This is a genomic window from Robertmurraya phoenicis (genome assembly GCF_047302285.1).
Classification (GTDB): Bacteria; Bacillota; Bacilli; order Bacillales; family Cytobacillaceae; genus Robertmurraya.
Window position 1 is genome coordinate 2,958,272 of record NZ_CP154845.1, and the last position, 17,431, is coordinate 2,975,702.

The 17,431-nt window shown below is 37.3% G+C and carries 18 protein-coding genes and 1 other annotated feature; all 18 genes read right to left on the bottom strand.

The window, feature by feature from the left end; all coding sequences use genetic code 11:
• Positions 1-122: 122 nt before the first annotated feature.
• The gene (locus AA0X71_RS14780; protein ID WP_413356065.1) at positions 123-1,034 is read right to left on the bottom strand and encodes an RluA family pseudouridine synthase; all 912 of its coding nucleotides are present in this window, start codon (positions 1,032-1,034) and stop codon (positions 123-125) included.
• Positions 1,006-1,500, bottom strand: coding sequence for a signal peptidase II (lspA, locus tag AA0X71_RS14785; protein WP_413356066.1), 495 nt, complete (start codon positions 1,498-1,500; stop codon positions 1,006-1,008). The genes AA0X71_RS14780 and lspA overlap by 29 nt, the downstream gene beginning before the upstream one ends.
• 91 nt (positions 1,501-1,591) lie before the next feature.
• The gene (locus AA0X71_RS14790) at positions 1,592-1,870 is read right to left on the bottom strand and encodes a TraR/DksA family transcriptional regulator (protein WP_413356067.1); all 279 of its coding nucleotides are present in this window, start codon (positions 1,868-1,870) and stop codon (positions 1,592-1,594) included.
• A gap of 249 nt (positions 1,871-2,119) precedes the next feature.
• A complete protein-coding gene (gene ileS / locus AA0X71_RS14795) occupies positions 2,120-4,891 on the bottom strand; it encodes an isoleucine--tRNA ligase (protein ID WP_413356068.1) in 2,772 nt (923 codons plus the stop codon).
• A gap of 113 nt (positions 4,892-5,004) precedes the next feature.
• Positions 5,005-5,249, bottom strand: a binding site (T-box leader).
• Between the two features lie 42 nt (positions 5,250-5,291).
• Positions 5,292-5,807 carry a DivIVA domain-containing protein gene (locus AA0X71_RS14800; protein WP_413356069.1) on the bottom strand — a complete coding sequence of 172 codons (516 nt, stop codon included), beginning with the start codon at positions 5,805-5,807 and terminating at the stop codon, positions 5,292-5,294.
• A 104-nt stretch (positions 5,808-5,911) separates the two neighbouring features.
• Positions 5,912-6,688 (bottom strand): RNA-binding protein, encoded by a 777-nt coding sequence (locus tag AA0X71_RS14805; RefSeq protein WP_413356070.1) that lies wholly within the window; start codon positions 6,686-6,688, stop codon positions 5,912-5,914.
• Between the two features lie 86 nt (positions 6,689-6,774).
• Complete coding sequence (locus AA0X71_RS14810; protein WP_413356071.1) at positions 6,775-7,041, bottom strand: YggT family protein; 267 nt, start codon at positions 7,039-7,041, stop codon at positions 6,775-6,777.
• A 3-nt stretch (positions 7,042-7,044) separates the two neighbouring features.
• Complete coding sequence (locus tag AA0X71_RS14815) at positions 7,045-7,497, bottom strand: cell division protein SepF (protein WP_019152861.1); 453 nt, start codon at positions 7,495-7,497, stop codon at positions 7,045-7,047.
• Between the two features lie 13 nt (positions 7,498-7,510).
• Positions 7,511-8,182, bottom strand: a complete 672-nt coding sequence (locus AA0X71_RS14820) for a YggS family pyridoxal phosphate-dependent enzyme (RefSeq protein WP_413356072.1) — start codon at positions 8,180-8,182, stop codon at positions 7,511-7,513.
• Positions 8,139-9,005 (bottom strand): peptidoglycan editing factor PgeF, encoded by an 867-nt coding sequence (gene pgeF / locus AA0X71_RS14825; RefSeq protein WP_413356073.1) that lies wholly within the window; start codon positions 9,003-9,005, stop codon positions 8,139-8,141. Before pgeF ends, AA0X71_RS14820 begins: the two co-directional genes overlap by 44 nt.
• Positions 9,006-9,098: 93 nt before the next feature.
• Positions 9,099-9,362 (bottom strand): YlmC/YmxH family sporulation protein, encoded by a 264-nt coding sequence (locus AA0X71_RS14830; RefSeq protein WP_413356074.1) that lies wholly within the window; start codon positions 9,360-9,362, stop codon positions 9,099-9,101.
• Between the two features lie 1,164 nt (positions 9,363-10,526).
• Positions 10,527-11,339, bottom strand: a complete 813-nt coding sequence (gene sigG / locus AA0X71_RS14835; RefSeq protein ID WP_413356075.1) for an RNA polymerase sporulation sigma factor SigG — start codon at positions 11,337-11,339, stop codon at positions 10,527-10,529.
• 150 nt (positions 11,340-11,489) lie between these two features.
• Positions 11,490-12,209, bottom strand: coding sequence for an RNA polymerase sporulation sigma factor SigE (gene sigE / locus AA0X71_RS14840; protein ID WP_413356076.1), 720 nt, complete (start codon positions 12,207-12,209; stop codon positions 11,490-11,492).
• A gap of 87 nt (positions 12,210-12,296) precedes the next feature.
• The gene (gene spoIIGA / locus AA0X71_RS14845) at positions 12,297-13,229 is read right to left on the bottom strand and encodes a sigma-E processing peptidase SpoIIGA (RefSeq protein ID WP_413356077.1); all 933 of its coding nucleotides are present in this window, start codon (positions 13,227-13,229) and stop codon (positions 12,297-12,299) included.
• A 286-nt stretch (positions 13,230-13,515) separates the two neighbouring features.
• Positions 13,516-14,652, bottom strand: coding sequence for a cell division protein FtsZ (gene ftsZ / locus AA0X71_RS14850; RefSeq protein ID WP_413356078.1), 1,137 nt, complete (start codon positions 14,650-14,652; stop codon positions 13,516-13,518).
• A gap of 149 nt (positions 14,653-14,801) precedes the next feature.
• Positions 14,802-16,085 carry a cell division protein FtsA gene (gene ftsA, locus AA0X71_RS14855; RefSeq protein ID WP_413356079.1) on the bottom strand — a complete coding sequence of 428 codons (1,284 nt, stop codon included), beginning with the start codon at positions 16,083-16,085 and terminating at the stop codon, positions 14,802-14,804.
• Between the two features lie 267 nt (positions 16,086-16,352).
• A complete protein-coding gene (locus AA0X71_RS14860; protein WP_413356080.1) occupies positions 16,353-16,694 on the bottom strand; it encodes a small basic family protein in 342 nt (113 codons plus the stop codon).
• 2 nt (positions 16,695-16,696) lie between these two features.
• Positions 16,697-17,425, bottom strand: coding sequence for a DUF881 domain-containing protein (locus AA0X71_RS14865; protein ID WP_413356082.1), 729 nt, complete (start codon positions 17,423-17,425; stop codon positions 16,697-16,699).
• Positions 17,426-17,431 lie beyond the last annotated feature (6 nt).

The window sequence follows — 17,431 nt, forward strand, 5'->3', positions numbered from 1 at the left end:
CTACACTAATGTAAATTGGACATAGTTCTACCAACTTACGATCCGTTTCCTTCTCAGCCTCTCTGGACTGTCTTAAAGGACTTATGAAACTATAGTTATCATAGCTTAACTAAAAAAATAAGTCAACGATTATTTCGAAGCTTATCCAACAATTCGACAAAATCCTGTGGTAGTGGAGCTTCAAATTCTGAGTATTCACCGCTTCTTGGATGAACAAAACCGAGTACCCCTGCGTGTAAGGCTTGGCCACCAAAATCAATCGTTTTTCTTGGACCATACTTTGGATCTCCTGCAAGAGGATAGCCAATATACTTCATATGAACACGAATTTGATGGGTTCTACCTGTTTCAAGCTGACACTCAACAAAGGTAAAATCATTAAATCTTTCAAGTACTTGAAAGTGAGTAACGGCATGCTTACCATTATCGACCACAGTCATGCTTTGACGCTCTTTCGGATCTCTTGCAATCGGTGCATTTATCGTTCCATAGTCATGAGGAATATTTCCATGAACGACTGCACGATATTTTCTTGTCACCGTCTTTTCCACAAGCTGATTGACTAGATGCTCATGGGCGTAATCATTTTTGGCAACCATCAACAATCCAGATGTATCTTTATCAATACGATGGACAATTCCTGGCCTTAATACCCCATTAATTCCTGATAAATCTTTACAATGAGCCATTAAACCATTGACTAATGTCCCCGTTAAATGACCTGGAGCTGGATGAACAACCATCCCCTTTGGTTTATTAACGACAATAACATCCTTGTCCTCATAATATATATCCAAATCCATTTCTTCGGGAATGACATCTAACTCTTCTGGGTCAGGGATCATAATTTCAATTTTATCATGTAAACTACTTTTGTAATTGGTCTTAATTTGCTTTCCATTTACAAGGACATGACCTTCTTTGATCCATGCCTGTACTTGTGTCCTTGACCATTCTTGATTCAAGGTTGAGAGAACCTTATCGATCCGTTCATTTACCTGTTCTTCATGAATGATGTGTTCCTTTTTCTCCATTTAACTTCTCCTTTGCTTGCCGCTCTTCACGGAACATTTGAATCATTAGGAGAATGACTCCTACAACTAAAGCCGAATCCGCCACATTAAAGATTGGAAAATCGTATCCGAATATATATGTATCAACAAAGTCGACTACTTCTTTTCGGAAAATCCGATCAATAAAGTTCCCAATGGCACCGCCAAGCATTAGCCCTAATGAAATTCCAAGAAGGATATTTCCCTTCGTGTGCTTCGCCATATAGTAAATGATCCCCACTATCACGACTGTTGTAATAATATAGAAAAACCACATTTGGCCTTGAAGGATGCCCCAAGCGGCACCTTGATTTCGATGGGAAGTAATGTAGAGGAAATTCTTCACGATCGTCATGCTTTCTCCAAGCTCCATATTTTTTACAATTAACCATTTAGTTAACTGATCGAGTGCAATAATGACAATTGCCAGTATGTAATATAAAAACACAAAGGTAACCTCCAGCTCATACGAAAATTGTTACCTTTGCATTTTAGCATACAACTCATAAAAACGATAGCTATTGGTATACTTTCAAACACTAATGGTAGATTGGTTTGCAATAATATTTACTGATTTCATTCACATCATCAATTGATTTAATTGTCGGTACAATTGATAAATAATCATCTGGAATCATTTCCCCAGAACTCTCGCAATAACCAAATGTTCCTGACTCCATTTTTCCGATGGTTTCTTCAATATCCCTTAGCTCGTCCTCGATCAACGGTTTAATACTTGAATTTTTATTAAGACTTTCTAATAATTCATTACGAATCATACGGAGTTCTGAATAGAGCTTTTGTTGATTTGCATCCATATCTATCCCTCCGCTCTGCAAATTTTTAAGTACTTTAAACCTTTGTTATTGCCATTAGTATTGCCCTACTTGAAAATCTGACACAGACAAACATTTGACAAGGCGAACAAGCTTTTACGATCTTGGAATATTTTTTCCCCTTTCTTTATTGTATAAAGCAAGTATAAAAAAGGTTCATCTCCTTTTAGAACTGGAAAACATTCCATAAAAAAAACTCCCTAAGACAATTGTCTTAGGGAGTTTATTCATTTAGCTTAAATGGCTATAATGATTTTCTACCACTTCTGCACAACGTGGGCAAAGGGTTGGATGTTCTTCCACTTGACCAACTTCAGTTGTCACGACCCAGCAACGCTCACATGTTTCACCATCTGCTTTTGACACAACAATGGCTGCATGCTCTAACTTGAGAGCATTCTCTGGTGCCGCATCATACGCACCTGCAACTTCAAATCCTGAAACAATAAATAGCTGTTGTAGGTTCTCAGAAATGGAATCAAGTAATTCTTTTGTTGTTGCATTTACATATAAGCTCACTTTTGCTGATAATGATTTTCCGATAACCTTGGCATTTCTTGCTTCTTCTAATGCCTTTAGAATATCATCACGGACATCCATAAACGCTGTCCATTTCTCAACCAATGCTTCTCCATTAGCAAGTTCTTTGTATTCTGGAATTGAAGTTAATTGAACACTTGCTTCTTCTACATTTGGAATATGGCTCCACACTTCATCTGCCGTATGTGGAAGAATCGGTGTCACTAATTTCGTTAAATAGATTAAGCACTCATATAAAACCGTTTGAATCGCACGACGTTCCCTATTATCCGGTGCTTCGATATAAAGGACATCCTTCGCAAAATCTAAATAGAAAGCACTTAAATCAAGTGTACAGAAATTATTAATCGCATGATAAATGGAAGCATACTCATAATTTTCATAGGAGTTTCGAACATTTTTAATCAAATGATTTAATTTTACTAAAATGAATTGATCCACTTCTCGTAGATCCTCATAAGCAACGGTATTAGCACTTGGATTAAAGTCAGCCAGATTTCCTAATAAGAAGCGGAATGTGTTTCTAATTTTGCGATACACTTCTGCCACTTGTTTAAGAATCGCATCAGATACCCTTACGTCAGCTTGATAGTCTACGGAGGATACCCATAGTCGTAAAATATCTGCTCCGAGCTGGTTCATAACCTTTTCAGGGATAATGACATTTCCGATTGATTTACTCATTTTTCGACCTTCACCATCAAGGACAAAACCATGGCTCAAGACCCCTTTATAAGGCGCCTTCCCTGTAACCGCTACTGCTGTTGATAATGATGAATTAAACCAACCACGGTACTGGTCAGAACCTTCTAAATAAAGGTCTGCAGGGCGTTGTAAGTCTTCACGTTCTTCTAACACAGCTTGGTGTGAAGATCCTGAATCAAACCAAACGTCCATAATATCCGTTTCTTTCGTAAACTTGCCATTTGGACTTGATTCATGGGTAAACCCTTCTGGAAGTAACTCTTTTGCTTCCCGTTCAAACCAAATATTTGAGCCATTTTCACGGAATAGATTGGACACATGATTAATCGTTTCATCCGTAATGATTGGCTCTCCATTTTCACCATAAAATACTGGAATCGGCACTCCCCATACACGTTGACGGGAAATACACCAATCGCCACGGTCTCTTACCATATTAAAGAGACGAGTTTCTCCCCAAGCTGGTACCCATTTTGTTTCCTTCACGGCTTCTAGAAGCTCATGACGGAAATCTTTAATGGAGGCAAACCACTGTGCAGTTGCTCGGAAAATAACTGGTTTCTTCGTTCTCCAATCATGAGGGTATGAATGGGTAATAAAATTCAACTTCAGTAATGCTCCGTTTTCTTGAAGCTTTTCTGTAATTTGTTTATTAGCGTTATCATAGAATAATCCTTCAAAACCAGGAGCTTCATTCGTGAATACCCCTTTGTCATCGACAGGACTTAATACATCCAAACCATATTTTTTCCCAACTAGGAAGTCATCTTCCCCATGTCCTGGTGCCGTATGGACACAACCTGTACCAGCATCAGTAGTGACATGGTCACCAAGCATGACAAGTGAATCACGGTCATATAACGGATGCTTTGCTATAATATATTCGAGTTCATTCCCTTTAACCGTATTAACAACAGTTGCGTCTTCCCAACCTAGTTCACTTGTTACGGACCCTAAAAGCTCTTCTGCAATAACATATTTCTTCTCTTCCACTTGAACAACTACATAATTTAAATCAGCATGAACAGTGATTCCTAGGTTTGCAGGAATCGTCCATGGCGTAGTCGTCCAGATGATAATTTGGGTATCTGTATCGAGCACTCCTTTGCCATCCTTTACATCAAAGGCAACATAGATGGAAGCTGAGCGCTTATCTTTATATTCAATTTCTGCTTCTGCAAGAGCTGACTCACTTGATGGAGACCAGTAAACTGGCTTCAAACCTTTATAGATGTAACCTTTTTTCGCCATTTCTCCAAACACTTTAATTTGCTGTGCTTCGTATTCTGGCTTTAATGTGATATATGGATTTTCCCAATCTCCACGCACTCCTAAGCGTTTAAATTGAGATCTTTGACTGTCGATTTGTTGATAAGCGTACTCTTCACATAGCTTTCTAAATTCAGCTACTGTAAGCTCTTTACGCTTAACCCCTTTATTTGTTAATGCTTGCTCAATTGGCAATCCATGCGTATCCCATCCTGGTACATATGGAGCACTATATCCGCTCATTGATTTATAGCGAACGATAAAATCCTTTAAAATTTTGTTCAATGCGTGACCCATATGGATATCACCATTTGCATATGGAGGGCCATCATGTAAAACAAACATTGGGAGAGCTTTTGTTTTTTCCTGAACGGCTTTGTAAATATCCATCTCATTCCATTTTTCTTGCATTTCAGGTTCTCTCTTCGGTAAATTTCCTCGCATCGGAAACTCTGTCTTTGGCATCAATAACGTGTCTTTATATTCCATTTCTTTTCCTCCTTACAAATCCTAACTCACTAATCATACAGTATTACCTAATTTCACATTTTAAGGCATCATTTACGTTAGCGTTTTTCAACACAAAAAACCCTCTCATCCCAAAAAGGGACGAGAAGGTTTTAGATCCCGCGGTACCACCCTAGTAGATAGAAAAACTATCCGCTCTATGTTCGTAACGTGAATAACTCGCCTACGCCTACTTATCTTAAGAAGCAAGCTTCTCGAAAATGTTCAACTAGGTACTCAAGGGTGATTTTCAATTTTTCATCTACGCCGAACTCTCACCATCTTCGGCTCGCTACAGTAAGTTTAGAAAAATTGTACTTGTCCCTCTCATTGTATAAAATATGTTTTATTCAAATATTATATTCTCTTTTATGACTAGACGTCAAGCCATTGAATCTTCTTCTTCAGCTGACTTCAACTCTGCTGCGTCAATCTCATACTGCAGAAGATGATCCCAATCGTCATTATTAAGAAGATCGAGCTGGGCTTCAATCAGCATTTTAAAACGTGTACGGAATACTTTTGATTGCTTTTTCAAATCCTCAATCTCCAATGCAATCTTTCTTGCCTTAGATAGAGACTCATTGACAATTCTATCCGCATTCTTTTCCGCTTCTCTTACGATGAGCTTTGCTTCTTTTTGTGCATTGCGTTTAACTTCCTCAGCTGCTTCTTGGGCCACAACGATCGATTTATTTAATGTTTCTTCTATATTAGAAAAATGGCCTAGACGAGTTTTCTGATCATTTAATTTTTCTTCTAATTCCTTTTTCTCACGGATAATAATTTCATAATCCTTAATGACCTGATCCAAAAATTCATTTACTTCATCTTCATCATAACCTCGGAATCCTTTATTAAATTCCTTGTTATGTATATCTAAAGGTGTTAATGGCATGAAGGCCACCTCCATATTTCTGTATAGTTGGTATGTATATACTAGCAGATATTCGACATTTACTTTCTTAATCCTGCATAATTCTAAAAAATTTTAGGCAAAGATCATGATTTTTGCTTACCAGCAACGATTCGCCACTTATCTTTTTTTGTTTTTCCTTCAATCGAAATCAATTTTAAGCGGCCAAAGCCTCTTACAGATAGGATATCGGCCATCCCACATTCAAAAGATGGATTTTCAATCGTTGTCCAGTTGACTTTCACTCTTTTACTTCTAATTAATTCTTGTGACTTCTGCCGAGAAAGATTGAGCATTGCAGCTAAAACCGTGTCTAACCGAAGAGAAGAAACGGTCGTTATCATTTCCTGCCAATGATCTTCAATGGTTAACCCTTCTTCTAACGGTAAAGCTTTTAATGTTACCGAAGCCCTCCCAATTTGGGTAAGCTGTAATGACATATAATCGCAAATCTCTTCCGCCACATAGAATTGAATTCTCTCATCATGAATGAGAATATCGCCAAATTTGCCTCTTTTCAATCCTAGAGACATCAAACTACCAAGAACTTGTGGATGCTCAATTGTAACGAATTTCACTGGATATTCTACTTCAATTAAGCGAATCTGAAAATCATCTTTATCCACTTGCATGTATTCTGGATAGATGAGTGCCCGCATACGTTCATTACTTTCTTGTCCGCCAAAAAAAGCAACTTGAATTTCAGACTGGCTTCCTACAATCGCCTGGACAATCTGTTGCTCTCTCGGGTCGAGAAAATCAGTTAACTTGGAGCTATACGTTTGCTCAACATATTCCATCCATTGCAAAGCCAGATCGATGAATTCTCTTTCTTCGATGCGAAAATGCTGATAAATATTCATGTTATCACCTGGAGTTAATGAAAAAAAGGGGGATTAGTAATATAAACCCCTTTTAAATCTTAATATGAGTGTTTGTTCAACCGCTTTTATATGATCCAATAGTAAAGTTGATGCAATCCACTTGTAGCAAATCGCAACACCAAAATAGCGACAATTGGTGAAATGTCGATCATCCCAAGTGGTGGGATAATTCTACGAAATGGATCTAAATAAGGTTCGCAAATTTTTGCTAAAAATTGACCAATCGCTGACTCTCTCGCATTAGGAAACCAAGAGAGCAAAATATAAATAATTAAAGCCCATGAATATATGGAAATTAGTTGAACCAAAATGCTAAAAATCGTTGTAAGCAACAACTACCACCTCGTATCTTCATATTCCGTTTCTTGTAAAATTTGCGATATACTTCCAGAAACCTCCACATTGTCAGGTGTACAAAGGAAAATATCGGTTCCGATTTTTTGAATGTCTCCACCTATAGCATACACAGTACCACTAAGGAAGTCGACTATTCTCTTTGCTTGTTCTCTATCAATTCTTTGTAAATTCACAACAACTGCGCGACGATTTTTTAATTGGTCAGAAATATCTTGAGCCTCTGCATACACTCTCGGCTCCACAAGAACCACTTTCGATGCTGATGATTTTTGCACACTTTGCAAGCTCACTACATTTTGCTTCTGAGTAGCTTGTTGATGCTTTTGAGACCTAGCCGGTGGTGCAGATTGCTCTTCGTACGGCTCTTCATTTTCATAATCATATTCATCGTCTAGGAAAAAAAATGTTTTGAATTTAGATTTTATACTCATGTTTTTCACCTCTTTATTCACCGACTAATGCGGTACCAATTCTAATCATTGTTGCTCCTTCTTCGATCGCGATTTTAAAATCATTAGACATTCCCATGGAAAGCTCATGACAAGGAGCATATTCTAATTTTTTACTTTGAATTTCATGTTGTAATTCTTTCAGTGTTCGAAAGCTATGTCTTAACACATTTTCGTCTTGGGTAAACGGAGCCATCGTCATTAGACCAACAACCTCTATGTTCGAATAATCACCTAATTGTTGAATAAACGAGAGTACTTCGTTTGGAAATAGACCATGTTTTGATTCTTCTTCAGATGTTTTTACCTGAACAAGGCATTTTACCTTCCCTTTTGCCCTTTTATTGATTTCAGCAGCTAGCGATAACCGGTCTAGCGAATGAATGAAATCAACTTTATCAATCATATTCTTTACCTTTCGTGACTGAAGAGTACCGATGAAATGCCATTTCGGCTTGTCCCCAAGAACCTCCCATTTAGCACTTAACCCTTCTTCTCTGTTTTCACCTAAATGAGTAATTCCTGCATCAATCGCTTCTTTTGCTCTCTCTATAGATACATATTTTGTAACAGCAATAATCTTGATTTCATTAGGATCACGGTCAGCGTTGCGGCACGCTTGATTAATTTGTTCGTTTATTGCTGTTAAATTGTCCGTTACCTTCATCGTTTGTTTTTATATCCTCCTTCCAACCTATAAATCCCAGCATACGACCGGTCTTCCCTTCATCCCGTCGATGTGAAAAAAAATGTTCTTTATGACAACTTGTGCAGAAATTTGATACTTCAATATTCTCAGCTGGAACACCTGATTGTAGTAAGATTAAACGATTTAATTCCTTTAGATTTAGATGATATTGATTGTCATTAATTAAATTATATGGTTTTTCTTCGACATCTTCTAGTATATTTTGAACTAAATCGATAACTCGATTGTCAACAATATAACATTTTTCGCAAATGGCAGGTCCGATCACAGCGAACACCTCATCGGTAGGGATCTGCTCGGTTTTAAACAACTGAATCATTTCCTTCCCGATTCCTCTCACAGTCCCTTTCCAACCAGCATGCGCGATTCCAATTGCTTGATGTTGCGGCGCATAAAAATAGAGAGGAACACAATCTGCAAAACAAAGGGTGAGCAAAACACCAGACTCTTTTGTGAAAAAGCCATCTGTGTGCTTAAAGGAGTCCCCGTATTCACTTGCGCCTTTTCCTCTATGTCGTTTTTGAATGTTCGCAATCTGTATATCATGGGTTTGTTCAGCGCCAACCCAATTTTCCATTGGAAAATCTAGCAATTGGGAAACTGTTTCACGATTTCGGCAAACTGTTTTTATGTTATCATGTACATGGAATCCTAAATTTAACGAGAAAAAATCCTCTGTACTCTCTCCCCCATTTTTGCTTGTGAATCCTGCAACAAGAGAATCTGAAGGCCAACCTTCAATCAAATAAAATTGTTCATTCCTTAAAAAGAACGGCTCCATACTTCATTACCCCATGTTGTTTTTTTTAGTTTAACATAGATAACTCCGAGGTCACAGTAAAAAATGACGTTTCTGCCAAAGCTTGCTTACTTTCTATTCTTCAAGATATTTAATTTCTGGAATATCCTTATAACGAACTAATATGACATCCTCACCAATTTTTAAAATATTCTTCCATGAAATCGTTACATCTTCATCTTTCCCAAAAAAGCCCAGAACCTTACCGGCACCCGTTATAATGATCGCTTCAATTTTTCCTGTTTTCAAGTTAATATCAATATCTCCAATATTCCCAAGCTTTTTTCCATCTGATATATTGACAACATCCTTCATTTGAAATTCAGATATTCTTATCATGGATATCAACTCCTACGATTTCTCCTTCTATGTATATGAAACAAGGTAGGCAAATAATGAACATAATTAGAAAGAGTAGGAAAAAGATTAAATCGCAGCAAAATATCTCCTGAATTGCTCCTCTGGAAAAAGGAACTTTCCTTTTTCATGGTTGCTTCAAAAAGAGTAAGTCTTAAATGCTTAATGGATATCATTTTTAAGACTGTTCCAATGGTATTGTTGAGTAACATCCACTCTTACTGCCATAAAAGAGATAGCAATAATGATCATTCCAAGCCGGTAGTTCGAGCCTTGTGCATCATTCATGGTGATCAAATCGATTAGATCCTTTATTAAAAAAAGAACACTTATCGTTAAAATTGTTTCAACTAGAATTAGGCATAGTAATCCAAGTTGTTGCTTTCTAAATTTCGTAAATAGTAAATTTAGTTGTTTATATGTCTATTAATCCCTAAGTTTTTATAAAGACTGTTTCACTACTTACACTTCATTGACTAGTACTACTCTCATCATTCCATAATTTTGAAACAAACCTACACATTATATATGAATTATTAGAATTCTAATAATTCCAACGTACTAACTCTATATACAATAGAAAGCTTCCTAAAAAAAACTCCTACAAAATGTAGGAAGCTTCGGTTTGTCTCATTCGATCCAAACATCTTTCACCCTTAAGCGGAACTTTTCCTGTTATATCATCAATGGAGACCCTATTAGGGGAAATAACGGAAGATTTTCCGCTTATGGAGGGCAAAATCGTTTATTTTGGCATTTTTTGAGGGAATAGCAGGAATTTTTCCTGTTATTTCGGCTACTTTTCATGATGCTTGCTCCTTAAGCGGAACTTTTCCTGTTATTTTTTCATACCGATGCTCCTACTGTTTATACGAACATTAAGTCGAGGGAATTTTTAAATTCTCAGACAAGAAAAAAAGCGCAAGGCGCCTTAACTATCGCCGTACAAACTCATAGGGCCTGTTCTTTCGATAAAGGAAACCTGAATTGTGATAGCAACTTATCGTAGGAAGAGGACCTGAAGTTTGCTAGGCAATGGCTGCTTGCGCTAGAGGTAGATACACTCAGTCACAAAGTTATACACAACTGCGAAATCTATAATTTCCTACAACACAAAAAAGCCGCCTATTTTGGCAGCTTCTTTGCTTAGCTTTGTATGTTTTTATTCATTTGTTTAATGGCTGCTTTTTCTAAACGGGATACTTGTGCTTGGGAAATGCCAATTTCTTCGGCAACTTCCATCTGCGTCTTCCCTTGGAAAAACCTCTTCCTCAGGATCAACTTCTCCCTTTCATTTAATCTTCTCATACCTTCCTTTAAAGCTATTTCTTCAATCCATTGAATATCTTTATTTCTTTCATCACTTAATTGATCCATCACATAAATGGGGTCTCCCCCATCATTATAGATCGGTTCAAATAATGACACTGGGTCTTGAATCGCATCTAATGCAAAGACAATTTCCTCATGAGGAACATCCAGAACCTTCGCGATTTCTGCTGCGGTTGGTTCCTTTGACGTTTCACTCATTAGTTTCTCTCGTACTTGAAGTGCCTTATAAGCGATATCTCTTAATGAACGAGAAACACGAATTGGATTATTATCTCTTAAATAGCGCCGAATCTCTCCAATGATCATCGGAACAGCATAAGTAGAGAATTTGACATTTTGACCTAAGTCAAAATTATCAATAGATTTCATGAGACCTATACATCCTACCTGAAAGAGGTCATCAACAAACTCGCCCCTATTATTAAAACGCTGAATGACGCTTAATACTAGTCGTAAATTTCCATTAACGAGTTTTTCACGTGCGGAAGTGTCCCCACTCTGCATTTCTCTAAAAAGTTTTCTCATTTCTTCGTTTTTAAGCACTGGAAGTTTAGATGTATCAACACCGCAAATTTCAACTTTATTTCGAGTCAATTCTTTTCCCTCCTCACAGGAGTTGCTGTACAAAAACAGTATCTCCTTGAGAAGGAAAAATATGCACTTTCGATCAGGTCAAGGAAGGGTGAAAAGATGGATTCTCGTCAAAAACCTTTCCCTATTAGTGTTTTATTTTAATTTTTCTCCTCCAATATTTAGATGTTTTTTAATTCAAATTATTCACACCATTTTATTAAATTCTTTCTTTAATCTTTTAATGATTCTTTTCTCTAAGCGAGAAATATACGATTGCGAAATTCCCAGCATATCTGCTACATCCTTTTGTGTCTTTTCTTCGCCACTCCCTAATCCAAAACGAAGTTCCATAATTTGCTTTTCTCTATCGGATAGCTGGTGCAAAGCTTTTAATAGTAATTTTTTATCTACAGTCGCCTCAAGATTTTTTGTAATGATATCATCTTCTGTTCCAAGCACATCAGATAACAGAAGCTCATTGCCATCCCAATCGATATTAAGAGGTTCGTCAAAGGAAACTTCTGAACGAATTTTATTGTTTCTTCTTAAGTACATTAGAATTTCATTTTCGATACATCTCGATGCGTATGTAGCAAGCTTAATTTTCTTTTCTGGATTAAATGTATTCACTGCTTTAATTAAGCCAATCGTTCCAATACTAATCAAATCTTCAATATTAATGCCTGTATTTTCAAACTTCCGTGCAATATAGACAACTAATCGTAAATTCCTTTCAATTAAAATGGAGCGTGCAGCCATGTCTCCATTTGGGAGCTTTTGTAATAACAGCTCTTCTTCTTCTTTCGTTAAGGGAGGAGGGAGAGCTTCGCTTCCACCTATATAATATATTTCATCTGTTTTAATGCCTAACTTTATTAAAAGTTTGTACCAATAGTAGGATAAGCGAAGTTTCAATCTTTTCATCTGTTGTCCTCCTTCTAAATCATGTGATAATTGGTTTCTTTCTTAGGCTCTTTTCGTTCTAAAGCTTCATAGTCATGAGTTTTTACATTAGCTCACTTTTGTCGATGTCTTACTCTTAGAACTTGTTAGCATCTTAGGATGGACGATGCACCTAAAGGTATCATCAGAAGATAGTTCCTGAGTAGTAAATGAAACCAACCCTTTTTCTACTAACAATCTTTCTCCTCCCGTTTCGATTAAAATTTCGTCTGGTTTAACGGCTATAATTAACTGATGCTCTTGTCCGACTACCTTAAAAGGAATAATTCTCAAAGTAAATTCCAAATCCGATTCCAATTCCACTTCACCTAATATAATTCTTTCTGCTTCATTCGCCAGTTTTGTTATTTCCTCAGGTAGATCCTTTAGATTTTTTATCGAAACAAACATAACAGGCATTTTTGAGATCGGATCATATAATTGATTCCCATTATCTATGAGACCTTTGATCTTCATATTGACGTTACCGAGCTTAACAGAGACATCGACGATTTTGTCGTACTGAATTTTTGTCACTTCAATCCTTTCAATGCTCGTCTTGGAAAAATGCCATGCGAGTGGAAACCCAATCAGAACAAAAAGCCAACTAATCGGATCACCAAACCCTTTTATACTACCCAATGCCACATTAGAAGCTAAATTTAAATCAAATTGGATAAAGTAGTGAGCTCCGATTAAAGTCCCTCCAGCAAGGAATGTCACTAAGTAAAGGGTAAATACCCCACTTAGAAAATAACGAAATCGCTTATAACCAAAAGCGGCAAGAATCATTAGGAAAGAGAAAAATAATTTAGTTATCGGATGTCCCGAATAGGCATTTAATGGGGTAATCGATAATAAAATAATGAATGAACCGATCAATCCACCGAGCAATAACCTATATTTTTGAGTCTTCCTCTTCAAAATGATAGCTGTCAAATATAAAAGAAGGGTATCGAACAGAAAATTTAATGCCCAAATGACATCTAAATAGATGGTCAACTGCTCTCCCCCTTTTCCCTATCACTTAAGGTAAATCTTATTTACTGTTTCTCTATTAATCTGTTACGAAAAAGTATAGCGTACATTCATGATGAAAGTGTGTCACTTCATGAAATAAAAAAGCAGTAATTTTCACATATTCGTTCGGATTTTGTCAGTTTTTCTTATATTCACATTGGATAATTTGCAAGCAACGGTGAGGGATGGTTCGTCCCCTTTCAGACAGAATTTTGGCGAAAAAAAAAGCATGACCCAATTTCGGATCATGCTTTATTACATATTGCGATTATCTTCTACGATTGCGATTTCTTAAAAACGTTGGAATATCTAGAGCATCTTCTTGTTGGCTTACTGTTCTTGTTGGCTCTGGTATTTCCTCTTCTCTTCTAACCTCTCTACGTGGTTTTTCAAAAGAGTTTGTAGGTTTCGCTTGATTTAATGATGGGCGGAATGATTTTACCTGAGCTACTTCCTCATTAAAACCAGTTGCAATAACCGTTACTACAATTTCATCTTTCAAATCTTCGTTGATTACTGATCCGAAAATCATGTTAACTTCTTGGTCAGAAGCTGTTGCCACAATATCAGCTGCCTCTTGAACTTCATATAAACTTAAATTAGAACCACCTGTAATGTTCATGAGGACACCTTGAGCACCATCAATAGATGTTTCTAATAATGGAGAAGAAATAGCTTTCTTCGCCGCTTCTGCTGCACGGTTTTCACCAGCAGAAACACCGATTCCCATAAGTGCAGAGCCTTTGTTCGACATGATTGTCTTCACATCAGCAAAATCAAGATTAATAAGTCCTGGTACAGCGATTAAGTCAGAAATACCTTGTACCCCTTGACGTAATACATTATCTGCTTCCCTGAATGCTTCAAGCATTGGTGTGCTCTTATCCACAATTTCCAATAATCTATCATTCGGGATTACGATTAATGTATCAACGGCTTCCTTCATCGCTTGAATACCGCCTGCTGCTTGATTTTGACGCTTTCTGCCTTCGAAGGTAAAAGGACGTGTCACAACCCCTACAGTTAAAGCTCCTAATTCACGAGCAATTTGGGCAATGACTGGCGCAGCTCCTGTACCTGTTCCGCCACCCATACCGGCCGTAACAAAGACCATATCAGAACCACTAAGTACTTCCTCAAGCTGTTCTTTACTCTCTTCAGCCGCTTTTTTTCCAACTTCAGGATTCGCCCCAGCACCAAGACCTCTGGTTAGCTTTCCTCCAATTTGCATTTTAACTTCTGCTTTTGATAGATTTAAAGCTTGAGCGTCTGTGTTCACAGCAATAAATTCAACACCCTGAACCCCATGTTCAATCATCCGGTTTACTGCGTTGTTACCGCCGCCACCTACGCCAATTACTTTTATCGTCGCTAATGAATCTAAATTAGTATCAAATTCCAACATGACAAATCCTCCTAATTCGTCGATATTCCTGATAGCACTATTTATCCCGCCTTCTACAAGTAAAAGAGCTTTTTTTAGTTTAGATACAAACTGAAAAATTGCTTTTCCCTTTACTTGAAGCTATCGTTTAAGCTGAATAAATCATTCAGCTATTCAAAAAAGTAACCAAGGAATTTCTTCACTCTTGATGTCATTTTTTCTTCAGGTTGTTTTTCCGTTTTTGCTTTTGGTTGCGTTTGCCTTGGAACACGTTTTTCCTTTGGTTCTGTAACGTTTGCTTGACTATCTAAACTTCTACCCTGCACCTTCGCATTTTTGTATGCAAATTTGATAAGTCCCACTGCTGTAGTATAGAGTGGTTCCCGAACACCAATATAATCAGGAATAGCAATACGAACTCGATTTTGAAAAATAACTTGAGCTAATTCAAGAATGCCTTGAGTATTTGCGACTCCACCTGTTAAGACATAGCCTCCAGGTAAATCATGTACACCCAAACGTCTAACCTCTGCTTGGATAAGTTCAAAAATCTCTTCCATTCTTGCTTCTATAATATCAGCAATTTCTAACTGATTAAATTGTTGATGCTGATCACTACCAATTATAGGTACGCTAAAAACATCTTCTTCAGAAGCATGATCATAATAAGCATGTCCTTGTTTAATCTTGATTTTCTCCGCATCCTCGGTAGAGGTACGAAGTCCTATCGATATGTCTTTTGTGATATGGTCTCCACCAATAGGAATGACACCTGTAGCCTTTAAATTACCGTTTTCAAAAACAGCAATTGTGGTAGAACCACCACCAATATCGACAAGGGCAACGCCAAGGTTTTTCTCATCTTTTGATAAAGCAAATGCCCCTGCTGCTAACGGTTGAAGAGTGATATCTAAAATTTCCAAACCAGCTCTTTCAACACATCTTAACGTATTATGTAAGATTGTTTTTGAACCAGTAATAATGGTTCCTTCCATTTCTAACCGAACACCAATCATCCCTCTTGGATCCGTAATTTCGTCCAGTCCATCAACGATAAATTGTCTTGGTATGACGTCAATGATTTCCCGTTCAGGTGGAATAGAAACTACTTGAGCAGCATCAAGGACTCGTGCCACATCATCGTTGGAAATCTCCCGATTATCACTTGAAACAGCCACTACACCATGGCACGGTTGTAGTAGTACGTGATTACCCGTTACACCGACAATCACTTGACTTATTTCCATTCCAATCATTCTTTCAGCTTGCTCTACCGCCCTTTTAATAGAATGAACCGTTTCATCTATATCAACAATAGAACCTTTCCTCAAGCCTTCAGACTTTACGTTACCAACTCCAATAATATTCAATGCGTCATTGACCATTTCACCAATGATAACTTTTACACTGGATGTACCGATGTCAAGACTTACATATATGTCGTTGCTGTTCATTCTCACTGGCACCTCCTCTTAAGCGATTCAATTTTCTCGAACAACAATACTGACCCATCTATATTTCTTTCTCTCGATTTTATAAATGATCAACCGTTGGCCGTCCATTAAAGAGAAGAAACACATCCCTATTTTACAGATAGGCTGATTTGTGCCCCTCATTAGAAGTAATTTCATCAAAGAAAAACAACTTATCTATAAAATTATTCGGCAAAATTAATATTTTCCCTTTTAATAAATTGAATTTTTTCTAATTTTCTTGTTGACTTATTTTGTTGACCATTTTGTGATTAAAATTCTTCTTATAACTGCAATGTTTTGAAACAGTCTTACACCGAATGCAAAAACTGCTGCTAAGTACAAGTCTACACCAAGATGCACACCTAGAAAAGCTAAACTTGCAGCCAAAGCAATATTAAAGAAAAAACCAGAGACAAATACCTTCTCATCGTAAATATTCTGCAGGTGGGCTCTGATTCCACCAAACAATGTATCTAATGCTGCAAGGACTGCAATCGATAAGTAATTGGAATATTCATCAGGGATACTAAAGTTGCTCATAAGCCCTAAAACAACACCAACAATTAGTCCCAATACCGGAAGCCACATTTCTAATTGCCTCCTTTATCAGATTTCACTGATTCTATATTTCTAATTCTAATGGAGTCTTCATACGCTGGAATAGAAATCTTAAGTTGAGGCTCTATAAATGACATTTTCAAATTGTCGATAAAGAATTCCTCTATTGCATTGGAAACGAGCATTCGATTGTATAAATTTTTGGCAGTCTTCATATCCTCGGTAATCACTAAAATCTCGATTGGGAAATTCCTTAGAGAGCGACCGTTAATTTTCGTTTCTCCGGCAATTTCCCTAATCACCGTCGTATTGATTACCCGTTGTCCACCGATTGAAACATGCTTCGCTCCGTACATATTGATTTCGTTTAATAATCGTCTTAACAATTCTGAAGAGAGCATTAGTTCACTCTGATCAAAAATGAGCGCATTGTCAATGACGTCAATTTCGATCTTCACACCCGGCCCTGTTACATCCGTTAAACCAGCTTCTTCCTTCAATTCATCTAACGTAGTCCGCAATGTTTGCTCCTGACCTTGCTTCCGTTCCGTTTCATAATTCGCTAGCTTTTCTTCATTCGAGCGTATTTCTTTTATCAGCTTCGATTGCAATTCCATTTCCTTCTGCAATGCTTCCCTTAATTCCCATGTGTCACGGGTGTCTCTGACAACAGGTTTTTGAACAGACTGAAACTGGATGGCTAACATAAATCCCACGATCAACGTTATCAGTGTAAAACTGATTATTTTACCTTTGCCCACCGAATC